This is a genomic window from Flavobacterium taihuense (assembly GCF_019351435.1).
Classification (GTDB): domain Bacteria; phylum Bacteroidota; class Bacteroidia; order Flavobacteriales; family Flavobacteriaceae; genus Flavobacterium; species Flavobacterium taihuense.
The window spans coordinates 100,342-119,783 of the sequence record NZ_JAHWYN010000012.1 but is presented as its reverse complement, the minus strand read 5'-3'; the positions used below and the strand labels follow the sequence as shown (position 1 = coordinate 119,783).

The following is a 19,442-nucleotide window of genomic DNA, read 5'->3' as shown; positions in this document are numbered from 1 at the left end:
AATGTTTATTTTTGGTACCCGCCGAAATATTTAACAGGTGACCAGTCCGGAATTACAGGAGGAATCGCAGGGTCCAGAGCTTTAAAATCTCTTGCTCCATAAACCACTTTTCCGTTTACAATTGTCAAATCCGATTCGATATTTCTAACGTTATCAGGAGAAACCGTAAAATAATCATCTGATAAAATCGACATATCGGCATACATCCCTTTTATTAATTTTCCCTTTTCATTTTCTTCACCAGAAAACCAAGCACTTCCCGAGGTATATAATTTCAGTGCTGTAAATTTGTCAAGAACCTGATCTTTTGGCCAAAATTGCATTCCACCTAAAGTTTTACCTGTAATCGCCCAATGAATCGACATCCAAGGATTATATGTTGAAATCCGTGTGGCGTCAGTTCCCAATCCAACTGGAATTCCCATTTCGAGCATTTTCCTTATTGGAGGCAATTGCGTTTTTGGAGTTCCATACATCTTTTGATACAACTCCCCTTGAAAATACATTCTGAATTGTACTGCAATTCCGCCATTGAGTTTTTTAACCCTTTCGAGTTCTTGGGGTGTAATCGTTTCAGCATGGTCAAAAAACCAGCGCAAGCCATTAAACGGAATCTCTTTGTTTACTTTCTCAAAAACGTTCAGCATTCTATCAATAGATTCTCCGTAAGTGGCGTGCAATCTAAAAGGCCATCTATTTTTGACAAGCAAACGAATTATCGGTTCGAGATCCCCTTCCATTTGATCCGAAAGAACAATTCTTGGCTCAAGGAAATTTTCAAAATCTGCCGCAGAAGCTACAATATTTTCTCCAGCTCCTTCTTCGGTATAACCATTTGCAACCAAAAGATTGTCATTTTTGTTTACCAAAGTTTCGGTTACCCATTTTTCATAATCCTGAAGTTCTTTCCCTTTTTGCTGTGCAAATAAATAATAGGAAATTCGAAGATTCAATTTGCCTTGCTTCGCCAATTCCATTGAAGTTCCATAATCGGCAGGGAAATTTTGACCTCCTCCTGCAGCATCAACCACAGATGTCAAACCAAACCGATTCAGCTCCCGATTGAACTGAAGCGAACTGTTGATTCGTTCTTCAGGAGATAATTTTGTGGTCAAGCCCAATGTGGTATAAATGGCTTTTGGTGTTTCTTTGGCAAACATTAAACCGGTCAGATTTCCATTCTTGTCTTGCTCCAAAACACTGCCTTCGTAATGTGTGTCTTTGGTATAACCCAAAACTTCAATTCCTTTTTTGTTCAAAAAAGCTTTCCCATACAAATAGGTTATGAAAACTGGTTTGTCAGGAACAGCGGCATTTATTTCATCAATCGTGGGCTGTCTTTTTTCTTCAAAACCATATTCATTCCAACCTCCTATGACTTTAATCCAAACTCCGGGAGGTGTCCGCGCAGCCTGTTCCTTGAGCATTTCCATAGCTCTTTTTAGAGTTTTAACGCCATCCCAACGCAATTCAGCATTGTAATTAAGCCCTTCGCGGATTACGTGTATGTGACTGTCATTTAATCCTGGAATAACTGTTTTGCCCTTTGCGTCAATAACTTCAGTTGTTGCAGTTTTATAGCTATCTAAAATGCTTTTTGAAGTTCCGGTATCCAAAATCATTCCTCCTTTTACCGCAACAGCCTGAACAAATTCACCCGATTTTTCAATCGTGGCGATTTTTCCATTATAAATAATCAAATCAGCTTTTTCCTGAGACTGCATCAACAGGCAAGAGAAAAATAGCGGTATTAAAAATATTCGTTTCATCTTGTTCGAATTTAATATTCTGTTTATTTTATTTTGAATACCTTATTTTGCCGTAAAAAAAGCCAATAGATCTTTTTGAACCTGAGCCGTATTTTCTTGAACCAACCAATGTCCTGAACCTGCAATTTTGGATTCGGATACATTTACTGCCACAAGTTTAGAATGCTCTTTAAGGAACGCTGCCGCAAAAAATTCTCCACCCATTGCAAGCAGAGGCATTTTGAGTTTTGATTTTGCAAATACCAAATTGTCTTTTCCGTCCTGAGGAAAGTTTCCAAACCATTTAAAGCTTGACTTCGCACCATCTTTAACCGCATAAGCTCTAACAAATTCGGCTGTTTCTTCGGGAGTGAAAGGATCTTTCACGTGTCCAACCATTGGCCAAAAATTGGTTAAGAATTCCTTTTCCTTACCGGCAACAATGTCTCCAGCTGTAGGCCAAGCAAAAAATCCAAACCACCAAGCCGAAGCCGAAACCTGCGACCAAACTGGTTCTATGCCCGGAAGCAAAGCATCCATCAAAGCCAGTTTTTTAACTTCGTTTCCATATTGGGCTGCGTAAGCATAAGCCACCATGAGTCCAATGTCGTGTCCGGCAAGATTTATGTTGTTGTAGCCTAATTTCTTTACCAATTCATGAATATCTGTGGCCATCGTTTTTTTGTCATAACCCGACTCAGGTTTATCTGATTCGCCAACACCTCTCAAATCGGGTGCGATTACCGTAAAATGTTTTGAAAGTTCCGGTAGCAAACGATTCCACATATACCAGTTTTGACCAAAACCGTGAACCAATACAAGAGGTTCTCCATTTCCACCAATAACATAATGAATGTTAACTCCATTGACTAAAGCTGTTTGATGTTTAAAATTACCCGGTGGATCTGCAGGTTTAAGATCAGATGCCTCAGGTACCTCTTTTGATTCGGGAACAATTACATTTGAAGGTTCTTCGCTTTTTTTACAGGCTGTTAGAATAAACAAATTGAAAATTAATAGGCCTAAAAAAACTTTTGCTGTTTTTGACCAAGTATTTAGTTTGATAGTTGATTTCATATTTGCAAAATTTAATTGGTTAAAGTATAAGTATGGTATCGCCTTTTTACTTATAGGTGTTTGCTTACGCAAACTTCTTCTCAATGGCGATTTCATAATTTTAAATTTAAATGCTGTTACTATTCGTTCTTATGTTTTTGAAGCCACTCTAAAATATAAATTGCAATTTCTTGCCAACCGGGCTGACCTAATACAAAGTGATTTCTACCAGGAAAAACTTTATATTCAGTGACCGAATTTTTATCGGTGTATTTTTTATAATTATCATAATTCAATTGATGCGGGATCGTATGATCCATATCACCCGCAATAAATAATAAAGGATGATGAGGCTTACTAAAATCTACTTTTGCCACCGAAGTGACTGTATCCCGAACAACAAGTTTTGATTCAGGAATTGCCAATTTTAGATAACCATTTTCTTGTAATTCCACTGGCATTCCATTAGTAAATGCATATTGCCATTGCGGGAAACTGATTAAAAATGTTTTATTTGCCGGCGTAAAAAAACCAAGTGGTCCCCAGCCTGCTTTTAAAAATGATAATTTGAAAGTTAAAATACCTTGTGGTGGTACAGAATGAATCGCAATAACTGCTGATGCCAATCCTTTTTGATTTAAAATTTGTCCAATCAGTCCTCCTATTGAATGGCCAATAATAATTGGTTTTTCTGAAAATGATCTTGCAATTTCTTCAAAATGTGCTATTAGTTGCTCTAACCTAATTGATGCCACTTGCGAATCTGGATGACGTTTACGCAGTATTGCTGGAGGTGCATCTTTAAAAGGCCAAGCGGGGGCAATAGTTTTAAAACCTCTATTTTCATAAAAATCCCTCCACTCATTCCAAGATTCATTACTTACAAAAGCTCCAGTTATAAAAAGAATTGATTTTGAATTTTCAGTTTCCATGATTAAGTTATAGAATTGCTATAAAGACTTATAAGCCATAATTATGCCTTTATTACAAATCCCTTATAATCAAGGGCCTTATCTGTTATTTTCAAATAAAAAAACAACGATATTTCGCTATCCCTAATAAAACAATTGCGATATAACGCTAAAGAAAATTTTCTTTTACACCTTGAACAATTTTATTGCATAAAGGTTTGTTTTAACTCAATGCATAAAAAAACCACCCATTTTTTTATGGATGGTTTACTTTGCAGATTAGAATGTCTAAAATATTATAAAATGGATAACAGAACCTTCAATACATCATCAAAAACTTGCTTTGGAGTTCCTGTTGAACGCGCTAAAACTCTTATGCCTGAATAATTATTAAATATAAAACGTGCTAATAATCTTGGATCTGTTGATGATGAAATTTGATTTAATTCCTGTCCTCTTTTAACCGCCAGAAAAAAAACTTCTTCCATCTTTTGCCTATTATCATTAACTACTTTTGCTATTTCAGTATCATGAAGCGCCAATTCGACGGTGCTGTTGACCATAAAACAACCTTTTGTAATTTTATCTTCAAAACTTTCAATGATTGCCTGTGCAAACATTTCTTTAATCGTTTCTTTGATATTTGTGGATTTCTGCAAAACACTGCTTACATCGTCATATGATTTCTTTTGATAACGTTGCAACGCCTTAATGAATAAGGAATGCTTATCACCAAAAGTGTCGTAAAGACTAGATCGGCTTAGCCCTAAATGCGTTACTAAATCTTGTGCGGATGTACCATTGTATCCTTTGTTCCAAAAAATTTCTATTGCTTTATCCAAAGCATCTTCTTCATTGAATTCTTTTAATCTTGCCATAAAAGTGATTATTATAGATTTACAAAGATATCAAATCGGAACGTTCATTCTGAAATTAGAGCAAAAAATTAAACCACTGAATTTACAGTAAGTCCACCATCAACGACAATTTCGGTTCCTGTTATGAATGAAGAGTCATCTGAAGCTAAAAAACCAACTGTTTTGGCAATTTCAGAAGCTTTCCCAAAACGTTTTAAAAGAATTTTATCTCCCAAAACAGATCCAAAACCTTCAACTTCTTCTTTACTCAATCCTAATTTTCCATAAAGCGGTGTTTCAACCGGACCAGGAGAAATGGCATTGACTCTAATTTTTCTTGGTGCAAGTTCGGTTGCTAATACTCTATTGAAAGACAAAACTGCCCCTTTGCTTGCTGCATACACACTTGAATTTGGCATACCAATAGTGGCGTTAATCGAAGTATTAAAAATTATAGAACTACCGTCATTCAAAATTGGAAGTAATTTTTGAACTGTAAAATACACTCCTTTTACATTTACATTCATAATGCTGTCGTAATGTTCCTCTGAAGCAGATTCTACTGGAGCAAATGAAGCCGTTCCAGCGTTTAGAAAAATAATGTCTATTTTCCCAAATTTAGATTTTACTTCATTAACCAAATTATCAATTGATTTTAAATCGGCTTGATCTGCAACAAATCCTGTTACGTTCAATTCGCTTTCTGCTTTTATTAGAGCTTCTTTATTTCTTCCGGTGACAATCACTTTGGCACCTTGTGCAACTAATTCTGCAGCAGCTGCATACCCGATTCCACTATTTCCTCCTGTTACTAGGGCTACTTTGTTTACTAATTTTGACATTTTTTTTACTTTTAAATTATTTTTGATTTATTTATTAAATTATTTTTTATCCAAAAAGAAGTCCAACAAACCTTTTTGAACGGCAGCTGTATTTTCTTGAACCAACCAGTGACCTGAGTTGGGGACATTTGTTTCGCTCACATCATTCGCCACAAGTTTTGTGTGATCTTTTAAAAATGCAGCTGCAAAATACTGACCTCCCATAGTCAAAACTGGCATATTCAGTTTTTGTTTCATCAATTCAACATTATCTTTTTCATCTTGTTTGAAAGCACCAAACCAATGAAAACTACCGTTTGTTGCACCTTTAACAGAATAGGCACGGATAAATTCAGCTGTTTCTTCTTTTGTGAATGAATCTTTTGCGAAAGCAACTTGAGGCCAGAAGTTTGTCAAAAATTCTTTTTCTTTACCAGCTACGATATCTCCAGAAGCTGACCATCCAAAAAATCCAAACCACCATGCTGAAGCCGAAACCTGTGACCAAACTGGCTCAATTCCAGGAAGCAAAGCATCCATTAAGGCTAGTTTTTTAACTTCATTTGGATATTGAGCCGCATAAGCATAAGCAACCATCAGACCAATATCGTGACCAGCCAAATTGATTTTGTCGTAACCTAATTTTTTCACCAACTCGTGAATATCTGTAGCCATCGTTTTTTTGTCATAACCATCAGCTGGTTTATCAGACTCTCCTACTCCTCTTAAATCTGGAGCAATTACTGTAAAGTGTTTTGAAAGTTCCGGCAACAATCTGTTCCACATATACCAGTTTTGACCAAATCCATGAACCAATACTAATGGTTCTCCTTTTCCACCGATTACGTAATGAATATTTACACCATTTAAATTTGCAATCGCGTGCTTAAAATTTGCTGGAGGATTGGCAGCTTTAACGTTTTGACTTTGTGCTTCTGCTGAAACACCAAATAAAATAGCTAATGAAAACAATGCTACTTTTTTAATTAATTTTTTCATGATTGTGTTTTTTAAATATTTGATGGAGCAAAGATACAATTACGGAACGTTCGTTCCGTAATTTATTCAGTTAAACTTATGTTAATTACACATAACTAAAAATCAAGCAGTTTTAAACAGCATAATGACAATTATTAAACAATTCACAACATTCCAAACCTCTGATTTTCATTGCAAGAAAAACAACTTCATAACATAACAATAAAAAAGAAAACAACTCAATCTCTTTATTCGTAATTTTACTGTCCCATTTACAGACCAATTATGAACAATAATTTATTTACAGAGAGTCCATTCAAAACCTTAATTTCATTTCATAAATTGATTGAAAACTTAGAGGAAATAGCTTCTACCAATGTAGATTATCGCTCCAATTATGCCAAAGCCTTACTGAAAGAAATAGAACTTTTCCCTGAATTCAGAGATGGAATTGAAGATTTAAACTTCATTAAACAACACGAAGCGTTAATACATAATTTACTTGCCGATCTCTTTCCAACTGCATTAACACACAACGAGATTAAAGCGATTAGCATTCCGTTTCAGAATGTAACTTTTAATTATAGCGAAAGATTTAAAAAAATTCTTCAAAGTGCAGGAATGACATTTGACATGGAAATACGTGATTTTGAGGAAGATCAATTTTACATCTTTAATTGTATATTAATTTTAAACGCATATTATGGTCAGCATTTTGACTTCAACAGACCTTTATTTTATGATATTCCCAGCGTAAATGGTATTATGAACCATTACCGCATTTTGTATAATGCCGATTTTATCGAAATTATTCCAACCCAAAATGCACCTGTACTTTCTCAAGATGATATTGATATTTTGATGAATAACTATGACAACATCAATTTATGGAAAGAAAAATTCCCTAATGAAAGCTGGATTTTAAAAGGTTTTGGAATAATAAGTCTTATTGATGTTACAAGAGAAAATGCGATATCGAACTTAAAAAGCAATCTCCTAAAATCAGAATCATCGCAAAATAAATTAAATCTGAGTTTTGAATCCATTTTTAGATCTATTTTTAAAATTGCTGATTTAAGAATTGGTTTTATCATATACAATGAGGAAGAAGAAAAATTCACAAACCCACCTCATGAGGAGAAAGAGGTGAAAAGTTTCATCTTAAATGGATTAGAGGAAATGGATTGTAAAAACACCATTTATGGCTGTTCTCTTGAAGCTCTTTTAGCAGAAAAAAAACCGATAATAATCTCTGATATTGAACAATTTTCGAAAATCCCCGGAAATGCGAGACTTACACAACATTTACTACAGCAAAATATACAGAGCTGCATTTTTGCACCAGTAATAAAAGACGATAGCATACTTGGTATTATAGAATTGGTTTCTTCAAAACCAAAGGAACTCAACACTATTAATGCAACAAATCTAGATTTGATTTTATCGTATCTCATAGATACATTAGAACGTTATAAAACCGATATGCAAAACCAGATTGAAGCGATTATTCAAAGAGAATATACGGCCATCCATTCAAGTGTATACTGGAAATTTAGGCGAGAAGCTCTCAAATATTACCAAACGAACAGTCCAAATAAAGATTATATTTTCAAAGAAATCATATTCAAGGAAGTTTATCCTCTTTATGGACAAATTGATATCAAAGGCTCATCCGAACATCGAAATCAAACGGTTAAAGAGGATTTAAAAAACCAATTAACAACGCTGATACAGCTCTTCGAAAACCAAAAATCAAATGAAAGTCTCGTTTTATTGGAACAACGAATATTCGAATTGCAATCTTTTGATCGAGAGCTAGAATCACCATTAAAAGCAGATACAGAACAACAAATTCAGAATTATATTGAAACTGAAATTCATCCAATCCTAAGAAATACCAAAATGGATATTGAAAGTGAAATGGTAAGACAAAACTATTTTGAAAGCTTGGACGAAAAAACTGGAATGTTCTATCAAGCGAGGAAAAAATTTGATACTACAATGTCTACTATTAATAAAAAACTTGCGGCAGTCCTAGATAAAAAACAAATTGAAGCCCAACTGATCTATCCGCATTATTACGAACGTTTTAAAACCGATGGTGTAGAACACAACCTTTATATTGGCGCATCAATTGCTCCTACAAAACCATTTGACAATCTGTATTTACATAATTTAAGATTGTGGCAACTGCAAACTTTGTGCGAAATGGAAATAGAACACCACCAACTAAAAGCAACTTTACCGTATGAATTGGATGTTACTTCTTTGATTTTAGTATTTAGTTCTCCCATTTCTATCCGATTTAGAATGGATGAAAAACGTTTTGATGTAGACGGAACTTATAATGCTCGTTATGAAGTAGTCAAAAAAAGGATTGATAAAGCCAATATAAAAGGAACCAAAGAGCGAATCACCCAAAAAGAAAAAATCACGATTGTCTATTCTCACAATGCTGAAGAAAATGAATATTTGAAATACATCAAATACCTGCAATACAAAAACCTATTGGAATCTAATATTGAACAATTTGAAGTTGAAGATCTACAAGGTGTGTCGGGATTAAGAGCCTTTAGGGTAAAAGTCATCAATAATAATCTGGAAAGTTATACCCAAAACAATACCTATCAGGATTTATTGAATGAGCAAAATTAACCATCAATTGTTTTGAAAGCCAATACAAAAGCGATTACGGAAAGTACAATTCCAATCATAAAAATATTATAGGCAATTCGTAATAATCTGTATTTTTTCTCCAAAACAATTCCCAAATAATACAAATCTTTAATCATGGAATTATACAAATATTCCCGGTCTTTCATCATTTCGTTCATTGCCCATTTATAATCCTCCAAAGGCATTTTGTAAAAATTACCAAAGAACAGAAGATTCACTTTCTTATCTTCAATATCTTTTTTTGTAAAAACCCCTTTGGTTACTTTTGGCCTTGTCGAAAGGATGGCGAAAATAATAGTGATTACACTAGACATCAGCATGATAAAAGTAGGGATAACTAAATGCACATTTTTTGGGCTATCCAGTTTTGGAATCAATGTAGATAGCGCTATTGAAATAATAATTGCGTTTACCGAGAGTAAAATATTGGCCTTACTATCGGCAATGCCACTCAAACGGGTATGATTTCCTAAAGTAACCCGAAACAAAGTATCTATACCACGATCCGGTTTTTCTTCTTTCTCTTTTCTTTTATCCCCTTTTGAAAATTCTTTATTCATTTTTTTTATTTTTTTTTGAAGTCGTTTTATGTTTTTTTCTTTTAAAGGCTGCCAATGTTCCATCGCATAGGGACTATAAAACTGGTGAACCTTTGACAAAAAATACTCATTTTCTGCGGCCCATTCTATATCAGTGAATGATTTTCCTTCTACATTTTCCCATTCTTTTCTCAAACCTTCACATTCAAAAATGTAATCATCATTCAGAACATGATAATAATCGGCATCTTTTATTATTTTTTCCAAAAGAGTTTCAGGAACATATTCTTTGGCTGTTGCTTTAATCAAGCTAGAAACATTAGCAATAAACTCCTCGGATTTTCCTTTTTCCTTTAAAAAATGAGTTGCAATTTCTGTACTAGAATCTTCATGCTTTGTGCAACCATTTGTATATCCTGTATCATGAAACCAAGCCGATATCAGTAAAATTTCTTTGTCAGAAAGAGAAATTTTTTCTTCATCACACAATCTGTTCACTGCGCTAACTACGCCTGTTGTATGGTTCAAATTATGGTACGTATAAACACCGGAAAGTTTACTTTCCAGTAAATTGGATACAAAATCCTGAACTTGATTTACGAGAGTCATAAAAAAGTTTTTATAGGTCTAAATTATGAAATTGTTTTTTGAAATTCATTTTATACCGGAGAATAAACAAAAATTTATGTAATTTTTGTTTTTTTACCTTTTAAGGTTTTTATTTAAAAGTAACATCAATTAATCAATTACCTTTAAATACATTTTCTTAATTTCGTTGAAAAATGATTAAAAAACTCGACATTTCGCTAAATTTAAAATAATAAAATACTCAATAAGCTTACTGTTAAGCCTTAATAAAAAAGGTATGATTCTTGAAACTATCTAATTAAGAGCATACTTGTTTTTGGTTACTGGATAATCAAAATAATATTAAATATAAAATTATGAGATTGTTTTCAAAAAATTGTTCAATAAATTTCAGCTTCATTTTTTTAATGCTGCTTCTTCAATCTTGTGCTACACACCACTCCCAATATGGTAAAAACATAGAAAATGAGATTACACAAAATACATCGGATACCGCAAGGATTTCCCATACGTTTTTCTTAGTTGGGGATGCAGGAAACCCTAACAAAGACAAAGCTCTGGAAACATTTTCATTACTTCGAAAAAAGTTAGAAAATTCAAATAAAAAAAGTACGCTATTGTTTCTTGGCGACAATATTTATCCTAACGGATTTCCGAGTGGTGTAATCCCAGAAGAATATGCAGAGGCTCAAAACAAACTTACAAAACAGTTAGAATTATCCAAAAATTTCAAAGGAAAAACCATTTTCATCCCAGGAAATCATGATTGGAACAACGGAACTGCAGGTTTAGAACGTCAGGCAAAATTTGTAACCGATTATCTCAATGATAAAAAAGCTTTTCTGCCTCAAAAAAATTGTGGCCTAGAAGAATTAAAAATTGACAAAAACATAACTTTAATTGCTATCGACAGTCAATGGTTTCTGGAAGATTGGGACAAATACCCAACTATAAATGATAATTGCAGTATTAAAACCCGTGAAGATTTTTTTGACGAACTGGCAAGTATTTTAAATAAAAATCAAGATAAAACAATAATACTAGCACTTCATCATCCTCTAATGAGCAATGGAACCAGCGGTGGACAATTTTCTGCCGAAAAAGAACTCTTCCCCTTCGAACAAAAAATTCCATTGCCCGTTATTGGTTCTCTATTCAATTTGACCCGAAAAACATCGGGTATCTATCCGCAGGATATTCAAAATAAAGTGTATCTCAATTTTACAAAACGGGTGAAAACGCTTTTGCAAAATCAAAGAAATGTCATCGTAGTTTCGGGTCATGACCATAATTTACAATACCTAAGTAAAAACAATATTAGACAAATCATTAGCGGTGCTGGTTCAAAATCAGAAGCTGCCAAGGCTGTGAATCCAAATGATTTTTCATACGGAGGAAATGGCTATGCAACATTGACATTATATAAAAACGTAGAAACCAAAGTATCCTTTTATGGCAATGAAAACCAACAAGAAAAACTACTTTTGGAGCAAACCATTATAAAAGTTCGGGATACCGTTGCACCAAAAAATTTGCCCATAAAATTTGCCGCAACAACTACGACCTCGATTTATTCTAATGAGATGACTCGAAAAAGCATCTTTCACAAATTCCTTTTTGGGTTACATTATCGAAAATATTATAGTTTGCCCATTGAAGCCAAAACGACTACTTTGGATACCCTTTTTGGTGGAGTCAAACCTACAAGAGAAGGCGGCGGACACCAATCAAAATCATTGCGACTGGTTGATTCCAATGGTAAAGAATATGTGATGCGTGCCCTCAAAAAAAGCACCTCCCGTTTTCTGCAATCAGTGGTTTTTAAAGATCAATTTGTTCTTAATCAATTTGATGATACTTATGCCGAAGGTTTTTTGTTTGATTTTTATACCACTTCCCACCCTTACACCCCGTTGGCTGTTGGAAATCTAGCCGACAAAATTGGCGTAGCACATACGAATCCTCTTTTATATTACATTCCAAAAGAAACAATTCTAAAAGGCTTCAATTATAATTTTGGTGATGAACTCTACCTGGTGGAAGAACAATTATCCGGCAATCAAAAAAACACAAAAAGTCTTGGAAAACCATTGGATATTATCAGCACTGATGATGTCATGAAAAATTTGCACAAAGATGAAAAATACACCATTGATGAACCCGAATATATCAAAGCCCGATTATTTGATATGCTTATTGGTGATTGGGACAGACACAGTGATCAATGGCGCTGGGGCGAATACAAAAAAGATGAAAAAATAGTGTACAAACCCATTCCGAGAGATCGAGATCAAGCCTTTACCAAATATGATGGAGCTCTGTTATCGTTATTAATGAATATGCCGGCCCTACGCCATCAACAAACTTTTAAAGAAGATATTCGCAACGTAAAATGGCTAAACCGTGAACCCTATCCACAAGATATTGCCTTATTAAAAACAACTGATGAAAAAGAATGGATAGCACAGGCCAAATACATTCAAGAACATCTTTCGGATGCTGACATTGATGGTGCTTTTACTAATTTGCCCAAAGAAGTTCAGGACGAAACGATTGAAGACATTAAACACAAACTAAAAATAAGGAAAACGAAACTACATCAGTACGCCAAAGAATATTACAGAGTACTGCAAAAAACGGTATTGATTGTTGGAACAGACAAAAAAGATAAATTTACAATAACCCACACTTCAAAAAATAACACTGAAATAGCGGTGTACAGACTAAAAAAAGAAGGTGATGAATTGCTTTACACCAAAAATTTCACTGCAGATAAAACCAAAAATATTTGGATTTACGGTTTAGATGACGATGATGTATTTGAAGTAAAAGGAGACGCTAAATCGGATATAAAAATTCGGTTAATAGGTGGGCAAAATAATGACAGCTATACCGTTGAAAACGGAAAAAAGATAAAGATCTATGATTTTAAATCCAAACCGAACAATTACACTTTGGACTCTAAAACCAAAACCTTTTTGACGGATGATTACGAGCCTAATTTATACAACTATGAAAAAGTAAAATACAATGCTTTCGCGGGATTCCCTTTTGGTGGCTACAATCCGGATGATGGCGTGAAACTAGGCATCGTGGCAACCTACACAGTAAACAAATTCAATCAATATCCATATACTCAAAGGCACGTTTTAAGAGCCAATTATTTATTTGCTACCAGCGGTTATGAATTTACTTATAACGGTTATTTTCCAAGAACAATAGGCAAATGGGATTTCGATTTGGAATCAAAATTTACGAGCCCAAACTTTACCATTAATTATTTTGGCTATGGAAATGAAACCGTAAATAATGATGATTTTTATGGAATGGATTACAATCGCGTTCGCCTGAGAACGCTAAAAGCCGCGCCTTCAATTAAAAAAGTAGGAAGATATGGAAGCGAAATTAATCTCGCCACCACTTTTGAAAAGATAAAAGTCGAAGAAACTACTGGTCGTTACATTAACATTCCAGGAGCTGTAAACCCAAATGTTTTTGATAACCAACAGTATGTGGGAGCCGCCATCAAATATAGTTTTGAGAATTATGATGTTCCATCCCTACCGACAATGGGATTTGGATTTTCGGTGGCGGTCAGTTGGAAAATGAATGTGAATCATACACAAACCAACTTTCCAACATTAGACGCAAAGATAAATTTCAATCATAAAATTGATTCAAAAGGACAGCTTGTTTTAGCCACTATACTTAAATCAAAAGTACTTTTCAATAATAATTTCGAGTTCTATCAAGGAGCAACTTTAGGCGGTGATTATGATTTGAGAGGTTTCAGAAACGAACGTTTCTTGGGAAAATCGTCTTTCTATCAAAGCACAGACTTACGCTGGAACATCGGAAAAATTAAAAAGAGTATTATACCGATGTCGTACGGAATTTTAGGAGGTTATGATTATGGAAGAGTTTGGCTAGATGGCGAGGACTCCCATAAATGGCACCAATCCGTTGGTGGGGGAATATGGCTCAATGGACTCAATGTAATTACAGGCCGAATTACCTATTTCAAAGGTACCGATGATCGAGCCAGAGTTACTTTTGGTTTAGGGTATGGATTTTAATGCATTAAGATTCACTTGATAAACATTCCCTCCAATTTTATTGGTCTTTTCATCAGCAATAATCAAGGTTTCATTATTTTTGAAACAAATCGCTTCTTTTTGCGAAAAATGATCTAATTTAAATGCCGTTTGTGTTCCTTTTAGAAAATTATCTCCTTTAAAATTCTCCAATATTACAATTTTATCATGAGTCAAAAGAACCACTTTGGATGCATCTGGGCTAATCGTTGCACTTGTTAAAGCGCAATGATTATAATTATCGCAGGTTTTTAATTTCCCCATTAAAACCGCTTGATGAAAACCACCTTTATTTGGAACTTTATATACTAAAACAGTACCATCAAATCCTTTGCTTCGGTTTTTAGTAAAGAGATAAAAATTGTTTTTGATCTCAAAAAAACCTTCTACATCAAAGAACAATTTAGTTTTCTTGGGCGGAAATTCTTTTTGTTCGGGATACGAAAACGAAATTTTATAAGCCGGAATGGCATTTTCCTGATTCAAGGAATTTTTATTTATTTTATAAATGCACAAATCTTTTCGAACATTATCATTATTACCAAAATCACCAATGTACAAATTTCCCGCCGCATCTTTGGTGATGTCTTCCCAATCTATATTTAAGGTGTTTTCGATAGTTATAGCTTTCTCAACATCTCCATTATTGGCATTCAACCCATAGATTTTATTGGCATTCCCGCTATCTTCCAATGTCCAAAATAAATTACCTTTTTCTGTAAAAACAATTCCCGAAACTTCTTTTAGTTTTTTGGGTAAGCTATACAGTTTAGTAAGTGCTTCAGAACCATGCTGGCAAGCAATTAATATAAAAACAATTACAAAAGAGACACAATTTTTCATAGTTTCATGTATAGTCACAAAAATAACTCATAATAGCTTACCATTTCAATTGAGAGAATGATAATCAATCATAATTTTTTGAAATAAAAAAGCCCATTCCTTTCGGTTTGGGCTTCTGCTTATTTTAGTCTTACAATTTGATTGTTTCTTTGTTTTAAAACTGTATTAACAGTTTTATAGGTAACGAAATTAACTGTTTGTTGTTAATTGACACCAACAACAGCTTTCAATTCCATATACTTTTCAAGGGTTTTAAAGTTGTGTCCCTTTTGTTTCATGGATTTAATAAAGGAAGGCGAAACTCCCATCGATTTTGCTCCTACAACATCGTCAATATTCACGTCATTAAACCCTAGATTTTTGTATTCTTTAATTAAATCAGAAGTTATATTTTGTGACTTCAGGTCAACTAAATCATCAATTTTGATGGTATTGAAACCTGCTTTTTCAAAATCACTAATGTATTTTGAAGTAATATTTAATGACTTCAAAGTTATAAGATCATCTATATTGATGTTTTTATAACCTAACTTTTCATAATCACTAATATATTTTGAAGTAATATTTAATGACTTCAAAGATATAAGATCATCTATATTGATGTTTTTATAGCCTAACTTTTCAAACTCACTGATGTAATTTGGCGTAATATTTAAAGATTTCAAAGATATAAGATCATCATTCGAAAGATCCTTATACCCTAAAGCTTTAAAAGAATCTATAAATTCCTTATCGATATTCATTGATTTTAATGCAATGATATTATCCCCCGTTTCATCATCGTCATTGCCATTAGTCGAATTGTGAAAATCAGTAATAAATTTACCATTAACACCTTGAGATTTTAATGCAATAATATTATCAGCAGTAATGTTTTTATATCCAGCTTGGCGTATTTCGTCAATAAAGGCTTTATCTATGTTCATTGATTTAAAAGGAATCAAATCATCCAAGTCAAAATCGGGAATATCAGCTTGTTTAATAGAAGTAATATATTCCTCATTCGCACCTAATGCAGCCAACGGAATCAATTGATCTTTATCAACATTCTTGTATCCGTTTTTCTTCAGCATTTTTAAATACGAAACTTTCACGTTTACCATAAAGAAAGCCATAAGATCACTTTCATCTGCAACTGCAACTCCTTCTTTAGCCATTGATGCACTGAAATTCTTGTCAGCAGTAAATTTATAAGTTCCCATTCCGTTGTTACCTTCAAATTTTCCTTCAAAATTGATGGTTCCCGCTTCGCGTGTCAAGGTAAATTCGCCTTTCATGTCCTTTGTCAGTCCTTTCAATTCACTTAGCTGAAAAGTAGTTGAAGAATTATTATCGTCACCGTTTCTAAATTGAATATTGACAGTATTCCCTTTGATAACAGCAAACCAGCTGCCTTCTGTTTCCATACCGCTTTGAATGTTTGATTGCTCCTTAGGCACTTCATTTAAATTTGGGTTTTGACCTTGCGCTACCGGCTGATTAAAAAGGCAGACAAGCAAAACCAACAAAGGCAACAGGAAAAAATATTTCCATGTGGTGTGCACGCTTGATTTTTTTGAATTCATCATAATGATTCGTTTTTTGATTAATGATTGATTATAGTTAGTTGTAAGACTCAACGGAAAATGGGGCGCCGCCACTTTGAGCAGGCTAAACTGATAACTCTCTTTTTCAACAGTGTCTTGTTGCAGCATTTCGTTATCAGTCAAAAATTCAAGATTACTCTCCAATGCTTTTCGCCATTGCCAGGCAAAAGGATTAAACCACTGAAAAATAATAACGGCTTCGGCAAGCAATAAATCAACAGTATGTTTTTGCTCAATATGAATTTTTTCATGCAGCAAAATCTGATTGTATGTTTCCCACTCGTATTTTTCGGGATTGATAAAAATATTGTTGGCAAATGAACAAGGAGCTTTGTCACCAGTGATTTCGACAATGCGGAATTTCCCATCCTGAATTGCCGATAATGAATACGCTCTGTACAGCAACACACAAGCCTGCATTAAAAAGTTAAGACCAAATAGCAGCACACCAAACCAATACAAATAAACCAGCCATTGCAGTAACAAGTCCGCATCAAAGGTCTGTGTGGCCTGTTCGACAATAACTTCCTGCACTGGAGGTTCTTTTAGCACAATATCCTGACTTTTGCCAACAGCCGTTTTTGCCAAAGGAACGTGCTTTTCTACTGCAACTTTTCGTAAGGACAATTGCTGCGGAATAGGAAGCAGCGGCAATATAAAAGCCAAAATCATACAGCCAAGCAAGACAAATCTGTTCAAGTGGAAGAACGTTTCTTTCTGTAAAAGCATTTTATAAAACAAAAGACAAGCAGAAAGAATTAGCGCTGTGTACAAAATATACGGTATCATACTTTATCTTTTTTAATGATGTTTACAATTTCATCCAACTCCTTTTCGGTAAGCTTTTGCTCTTTGGCAAAAAAAGCAAGCATTCGGGGATATGAATTATCAAAATACTGGCTCACGACATCCTTCAGCGCAAATTGCTGATACTCTTCTCTGCTGATAACTGGGAAAAAACAATGCATATTCCCAGTCGTTTCATGATTCAAGAACCCTTTTTCTTCAAGTATCTTCACAATTGTTGCCACACTGTTGTAATGCGGTTTCGGGTCCGGCAGCAATGGAATTATATCTCTAATAAAGGCTTTGTTCAAATCCCAAAAGACCTGCATGATCTGTTCTTCTCGTTTAGCTAGTTTTATCATAGTATAAAAATATTTCGACAAATATAACTACTAATTAATTAGTATCAAAACTAATTGATTAATATTTTAACTAATTATTTAGTGGAGATACTAATTCCTTAATAATAAAGTCAAATAATAAGCTTTTAAATTAGAAGTCTTAAACCACAAAGCCACTCGAATCGATGTTAAAAAAGAAAAAGAAATCGATGATATAATTGAAATATTCGGCGATTTGAATTCAAATGATAAACTGGTGAAAATTGCCTGCGAAGAAATTAAAGAAGGTGACGATATAAAAGAATAGTTTATAATTTGGTTGAAAAGTGCTGTAAGACTTAGGTTTTATGGCACTTTTTTTTAGGAGCTAATTCCTGCTATTCGCTTGTATCTTTTCATCCGCAAAAAAACGGATAAAAAGGATACCGCTCATATCAAGGCTAGGCCTTTTGTGATTTAATAATGTTTTATTATTTCATCAAATGTTAATAAAGTTCTTCTGATAATTTATAAAAAATTTCCTTATATTAGCTAAATAAACATCAGCAGAATTACAGCACAAAGTCAGCCCAAATTAGATTTTATCGCTGGTATATAAGTTGTTTACACCTTAATATGAGTAGAAAAAGTAACATATGTTTGAGGCTTTTTACTTAATTTGCAATTATAATTATCAAAAACAGAAATGACAAGGGAAGAAAAATATCTTGGTAGAATCATATTAAAAAACAAATTTTATGAAGCAGACAAGCAATCATACGAAGATTTGTTTACAAAAATAATGCAAAATCAAGATTCTGACTTCAAGCAAATTAAACCACAAGGAAGTCTTGGAGATGGTAAGTGTGATGGTTTTAATGTAAAAACTGGGGAATATTATCAAGTGTATGCTCCAGAAGATTTAACAGGAAATGAAGCTACATTACTTTCAAAAATGGACGCCTCTATTATTGGATTACTAGATTTTTGGAAAGAAAAAGGATTTGATGTTAAACAATTTAATTATGTAGTAAAAGATAATTATCGAAATGTTTACGCTCTAATATATACAAATGCAAAAGCAATTGCAAAAAAACATCAAATTAAATGTGAAGTTAAAACCTGTAAAGATTTAGAAGATATTTTTATGGAGTTTAATTTAGAAGAAATGGAATATATTTTAGGAGGTATGATTCCAAATCCTGATAATATTTCAAATTTTGAATATGATATAATGAATGAAGTAGTAAATCATTTAAAAGAACGAAAATCGAGAAATATATTAGAGAAAATACCATCAAATCCTAACTTTGATAATAAAATTATTTTTAATTCATTGAGTGATGTTATAAGTGAAATTCTAAATATTGCACAAAGACAGAATTATGCTATAAATGATTTTTTTCAATTAAATAGTAGATTTATTAAGGAAGATTTAAGAGAGATATTTACTACTTTATATGAAGAAGCAAAAGAATTAATTCCTGAAAGCGAAACTAAAAATGACGAGATTTTTCTTTATATTGTTGAAAAATCAAGTCCGAATGACAAACATAACACTCAAGATGCTATCTTTGTACTTATGGCTTATTATTTTGAATATTGTGATATCTTTGAAACACCAACTAACAATTAATTT

The 19,442-nt window shown here is 33.5% G+C and carries 13 protein-coding genes; 3 read left to right on the top strand and 10 right to left on the bottom strand.

Going from position 1 to position 19,442, the window contains the following annotated elements; genetic code table 11:
• Positions 1 to 5: 5 nt before the first annotated feature.
• From KZH69_RS13965 to KZH69_RS13940, 6 genes are all read right to left on the bottom strand, one after another.
• Positions 6 to 1,769 (bottom strand): amidohydrolase, encoded by a 1,764-nt coding sequence (locus tag KZH69_RS13965; protein ID WP_219318090.1) that lies wholly within the window; start codon positions 1,767 to 1,769, stop codon positions 6 to 8.
• 42 nt (positions 1,770 to 1,811) lie between these two features.
• Positions 1,812 to 2,825 (bottom strand): alpha/beta fold hydrolase, encoded by a 1,014-nt coding sequence (locus KZH69_RS13960; RefSeq protein ID WP_219318089.1) that lies wholly within the window; start codon positions 2,823 to 2,825, stop codon positions 1,812 to 1,814.
• Positions 2,826 to 2,944: 119 nt separating this feature from the next.
• Positions 2,945 to 3,736: an alpha/beta hydrolase gene (locus KZH69_RS13955; RefSeq protein WP_219318088.1), complete on the bottom strand. Its 792-nt coding sequence runs from the start codon at positions 3,734 to 3,736 to the stop codon at positions 2,945 to 2,947.
• 275 nt (positions 3,737 to 4,011) lie between these two features.
• Positions 4,012 to 4,593, bottom strand: coding sequence for a TetR/AcrR family transcriptional regulator (locus tag KZH69_RS13950; RefSeq protein WP_219318087.1), 582 nt, complete (start codon positions 4,591 to 4,593; stop codon positions 4,012 to 4,014).
• A gap of 68 nt (positions 4,594 to 4,661) precedes the next feature.
• Complete coding sequence (locus KZH69_RS13945; RefSeq protein ID WP_219318086.1) at positions 4,662 to 5,414, bottom strand: SDR family oxidoreductase; 753 nt, start codon at positions 5,412 to 5,414, stop codon at positions 4,662 to 4,664.
• A 39-nt stretch (positions 5,415 to 5,453) separates the two neighbouring features.
• Entirely contained in the window at positions 5,454 to 6,392 is a 939-nt protein-coding gene (locus KZH69_RS13940) for an alpha/beta fold hydrolase (protein WP_219318085.1), read from the bottom strand.
• Positions 6,393 to 6,656: 264 nt separating this feature from the next.
• On the opposite strand from KZH69_RS13940, the gene KZH69_RS13935 reads away from it, so the two are divergent.
• Entirely contained in the window at positions 6,657 to 9,026 is a 2,370-nt protein-coding gene (locus tag KZH69_RS13935) for a GAF domain-containing protein (RefSeq protein WP_219318084.1), read from the top strand.
• Here KZH69_RS13935 and KZH69_RS13930 read toward each other — a convergent pair.
• Complete coding sequence (locus tag KZH69_RS13930) at positions 9,023 to 10,195, bottom strand: Pycsar system effector family protein (RefSeq protein WP_219318083.1); 1,173 nt, start codon at positions 10,193 to 10,195, stop codon at positions 9,023 to 9,025. The two genes, KZH69_RS13935 and KZH69_RS13930, sit on opposite strands and share 4 nt — an antisense overlap.
• Before the next feature lie 386 nt (positions 10,196 to 10,581).
• Here KZH69_RS13930 and KZH69_RS13925 point away from each other — a divergent pair, with 386 nt between their 5' ends.
• Complete coding sequence (locus KZH69_RS13925) at positions 10,582 to 14,250, top strand: metallophosphoesterase (RefSeq protein WP_255557993.1); 3,669 nt, start codon at positions 10,582 to 10,584, stop codon at positions 14,248 to 14,250.
• Here the strand turns inward: KZH69_RS13925 and KZH69_RS13920 are convergent.
• The 3 genes from KZH69_RS13920 to KZH69_RS13910 all read right to left on the bottom strand — a co-directional run bounded on the left by KZH69_RS13920 (position 14,233) and on the right by KZH69_RS13910 (position 17,845).
• The gene (locus KZH69_RS13920; RefSeq protein WP_219318081.1) at positions 14,233 to 15,111 is read right to left on the bottom strand and encodes an esterase-like activity of phytase family protein; all 879 of its coding nucleotides are present in this window, start codon (positions 15,109 to 15,111) and stop codon (positions 14,233 to 14,235) included. The genes KZH69_RS13925 and KZH69_RS13920 overlap by 18 nt on opposite strands.
• Positions 15,112 to 15,314: 203 nt before the next feature.
• Entirely contained in the window at positions 15,315 to 17,486 is a 2,172-nt protein-coding gene (locus KZH69_RS13915; RefSeq protein WP_219318080.1) for a M56 family metallopeptidase, read from the bottom strand.
• Positions 17,483 to 17,845 carry a BlaI/MecI/CopY family transcriptional regulator gene (locus tag KZH69_RS13910; RefSeq protein ID WP_219318079.1) on the bottom strand — a complete coding sequence of 121 codons (363 nt, stop codon included), beginning with the start codon at positions 17,843 to 17,845 and terminating at the stop codon, positions 17,483 to 17,485. The genes KZH69_RS13915 and KZH69_RS13910 overlap by 4 nt, the downstream gene beginning before the upstream one ends.
• 664 nt (positions 17,846 to 18,509) lie before the next feature.
• Between KZH69_RS13910 and KZH69_RS13905 the strand changes: the two genes are divergently transcribed.
• Positions 18,510 to 19,439: an ABC-three component system protein gene (locus tag KZH69_RS13905; protein ID WP_219318078.1), complete on the top strand. Its 930-nt coding sequence runs from the start codon at positions 18,510 to 18,512 to the stop codon at positions 19,437 to 19,439.
• Positions 19,440 to 19,442: the final 3 nt, after the last annotated feature.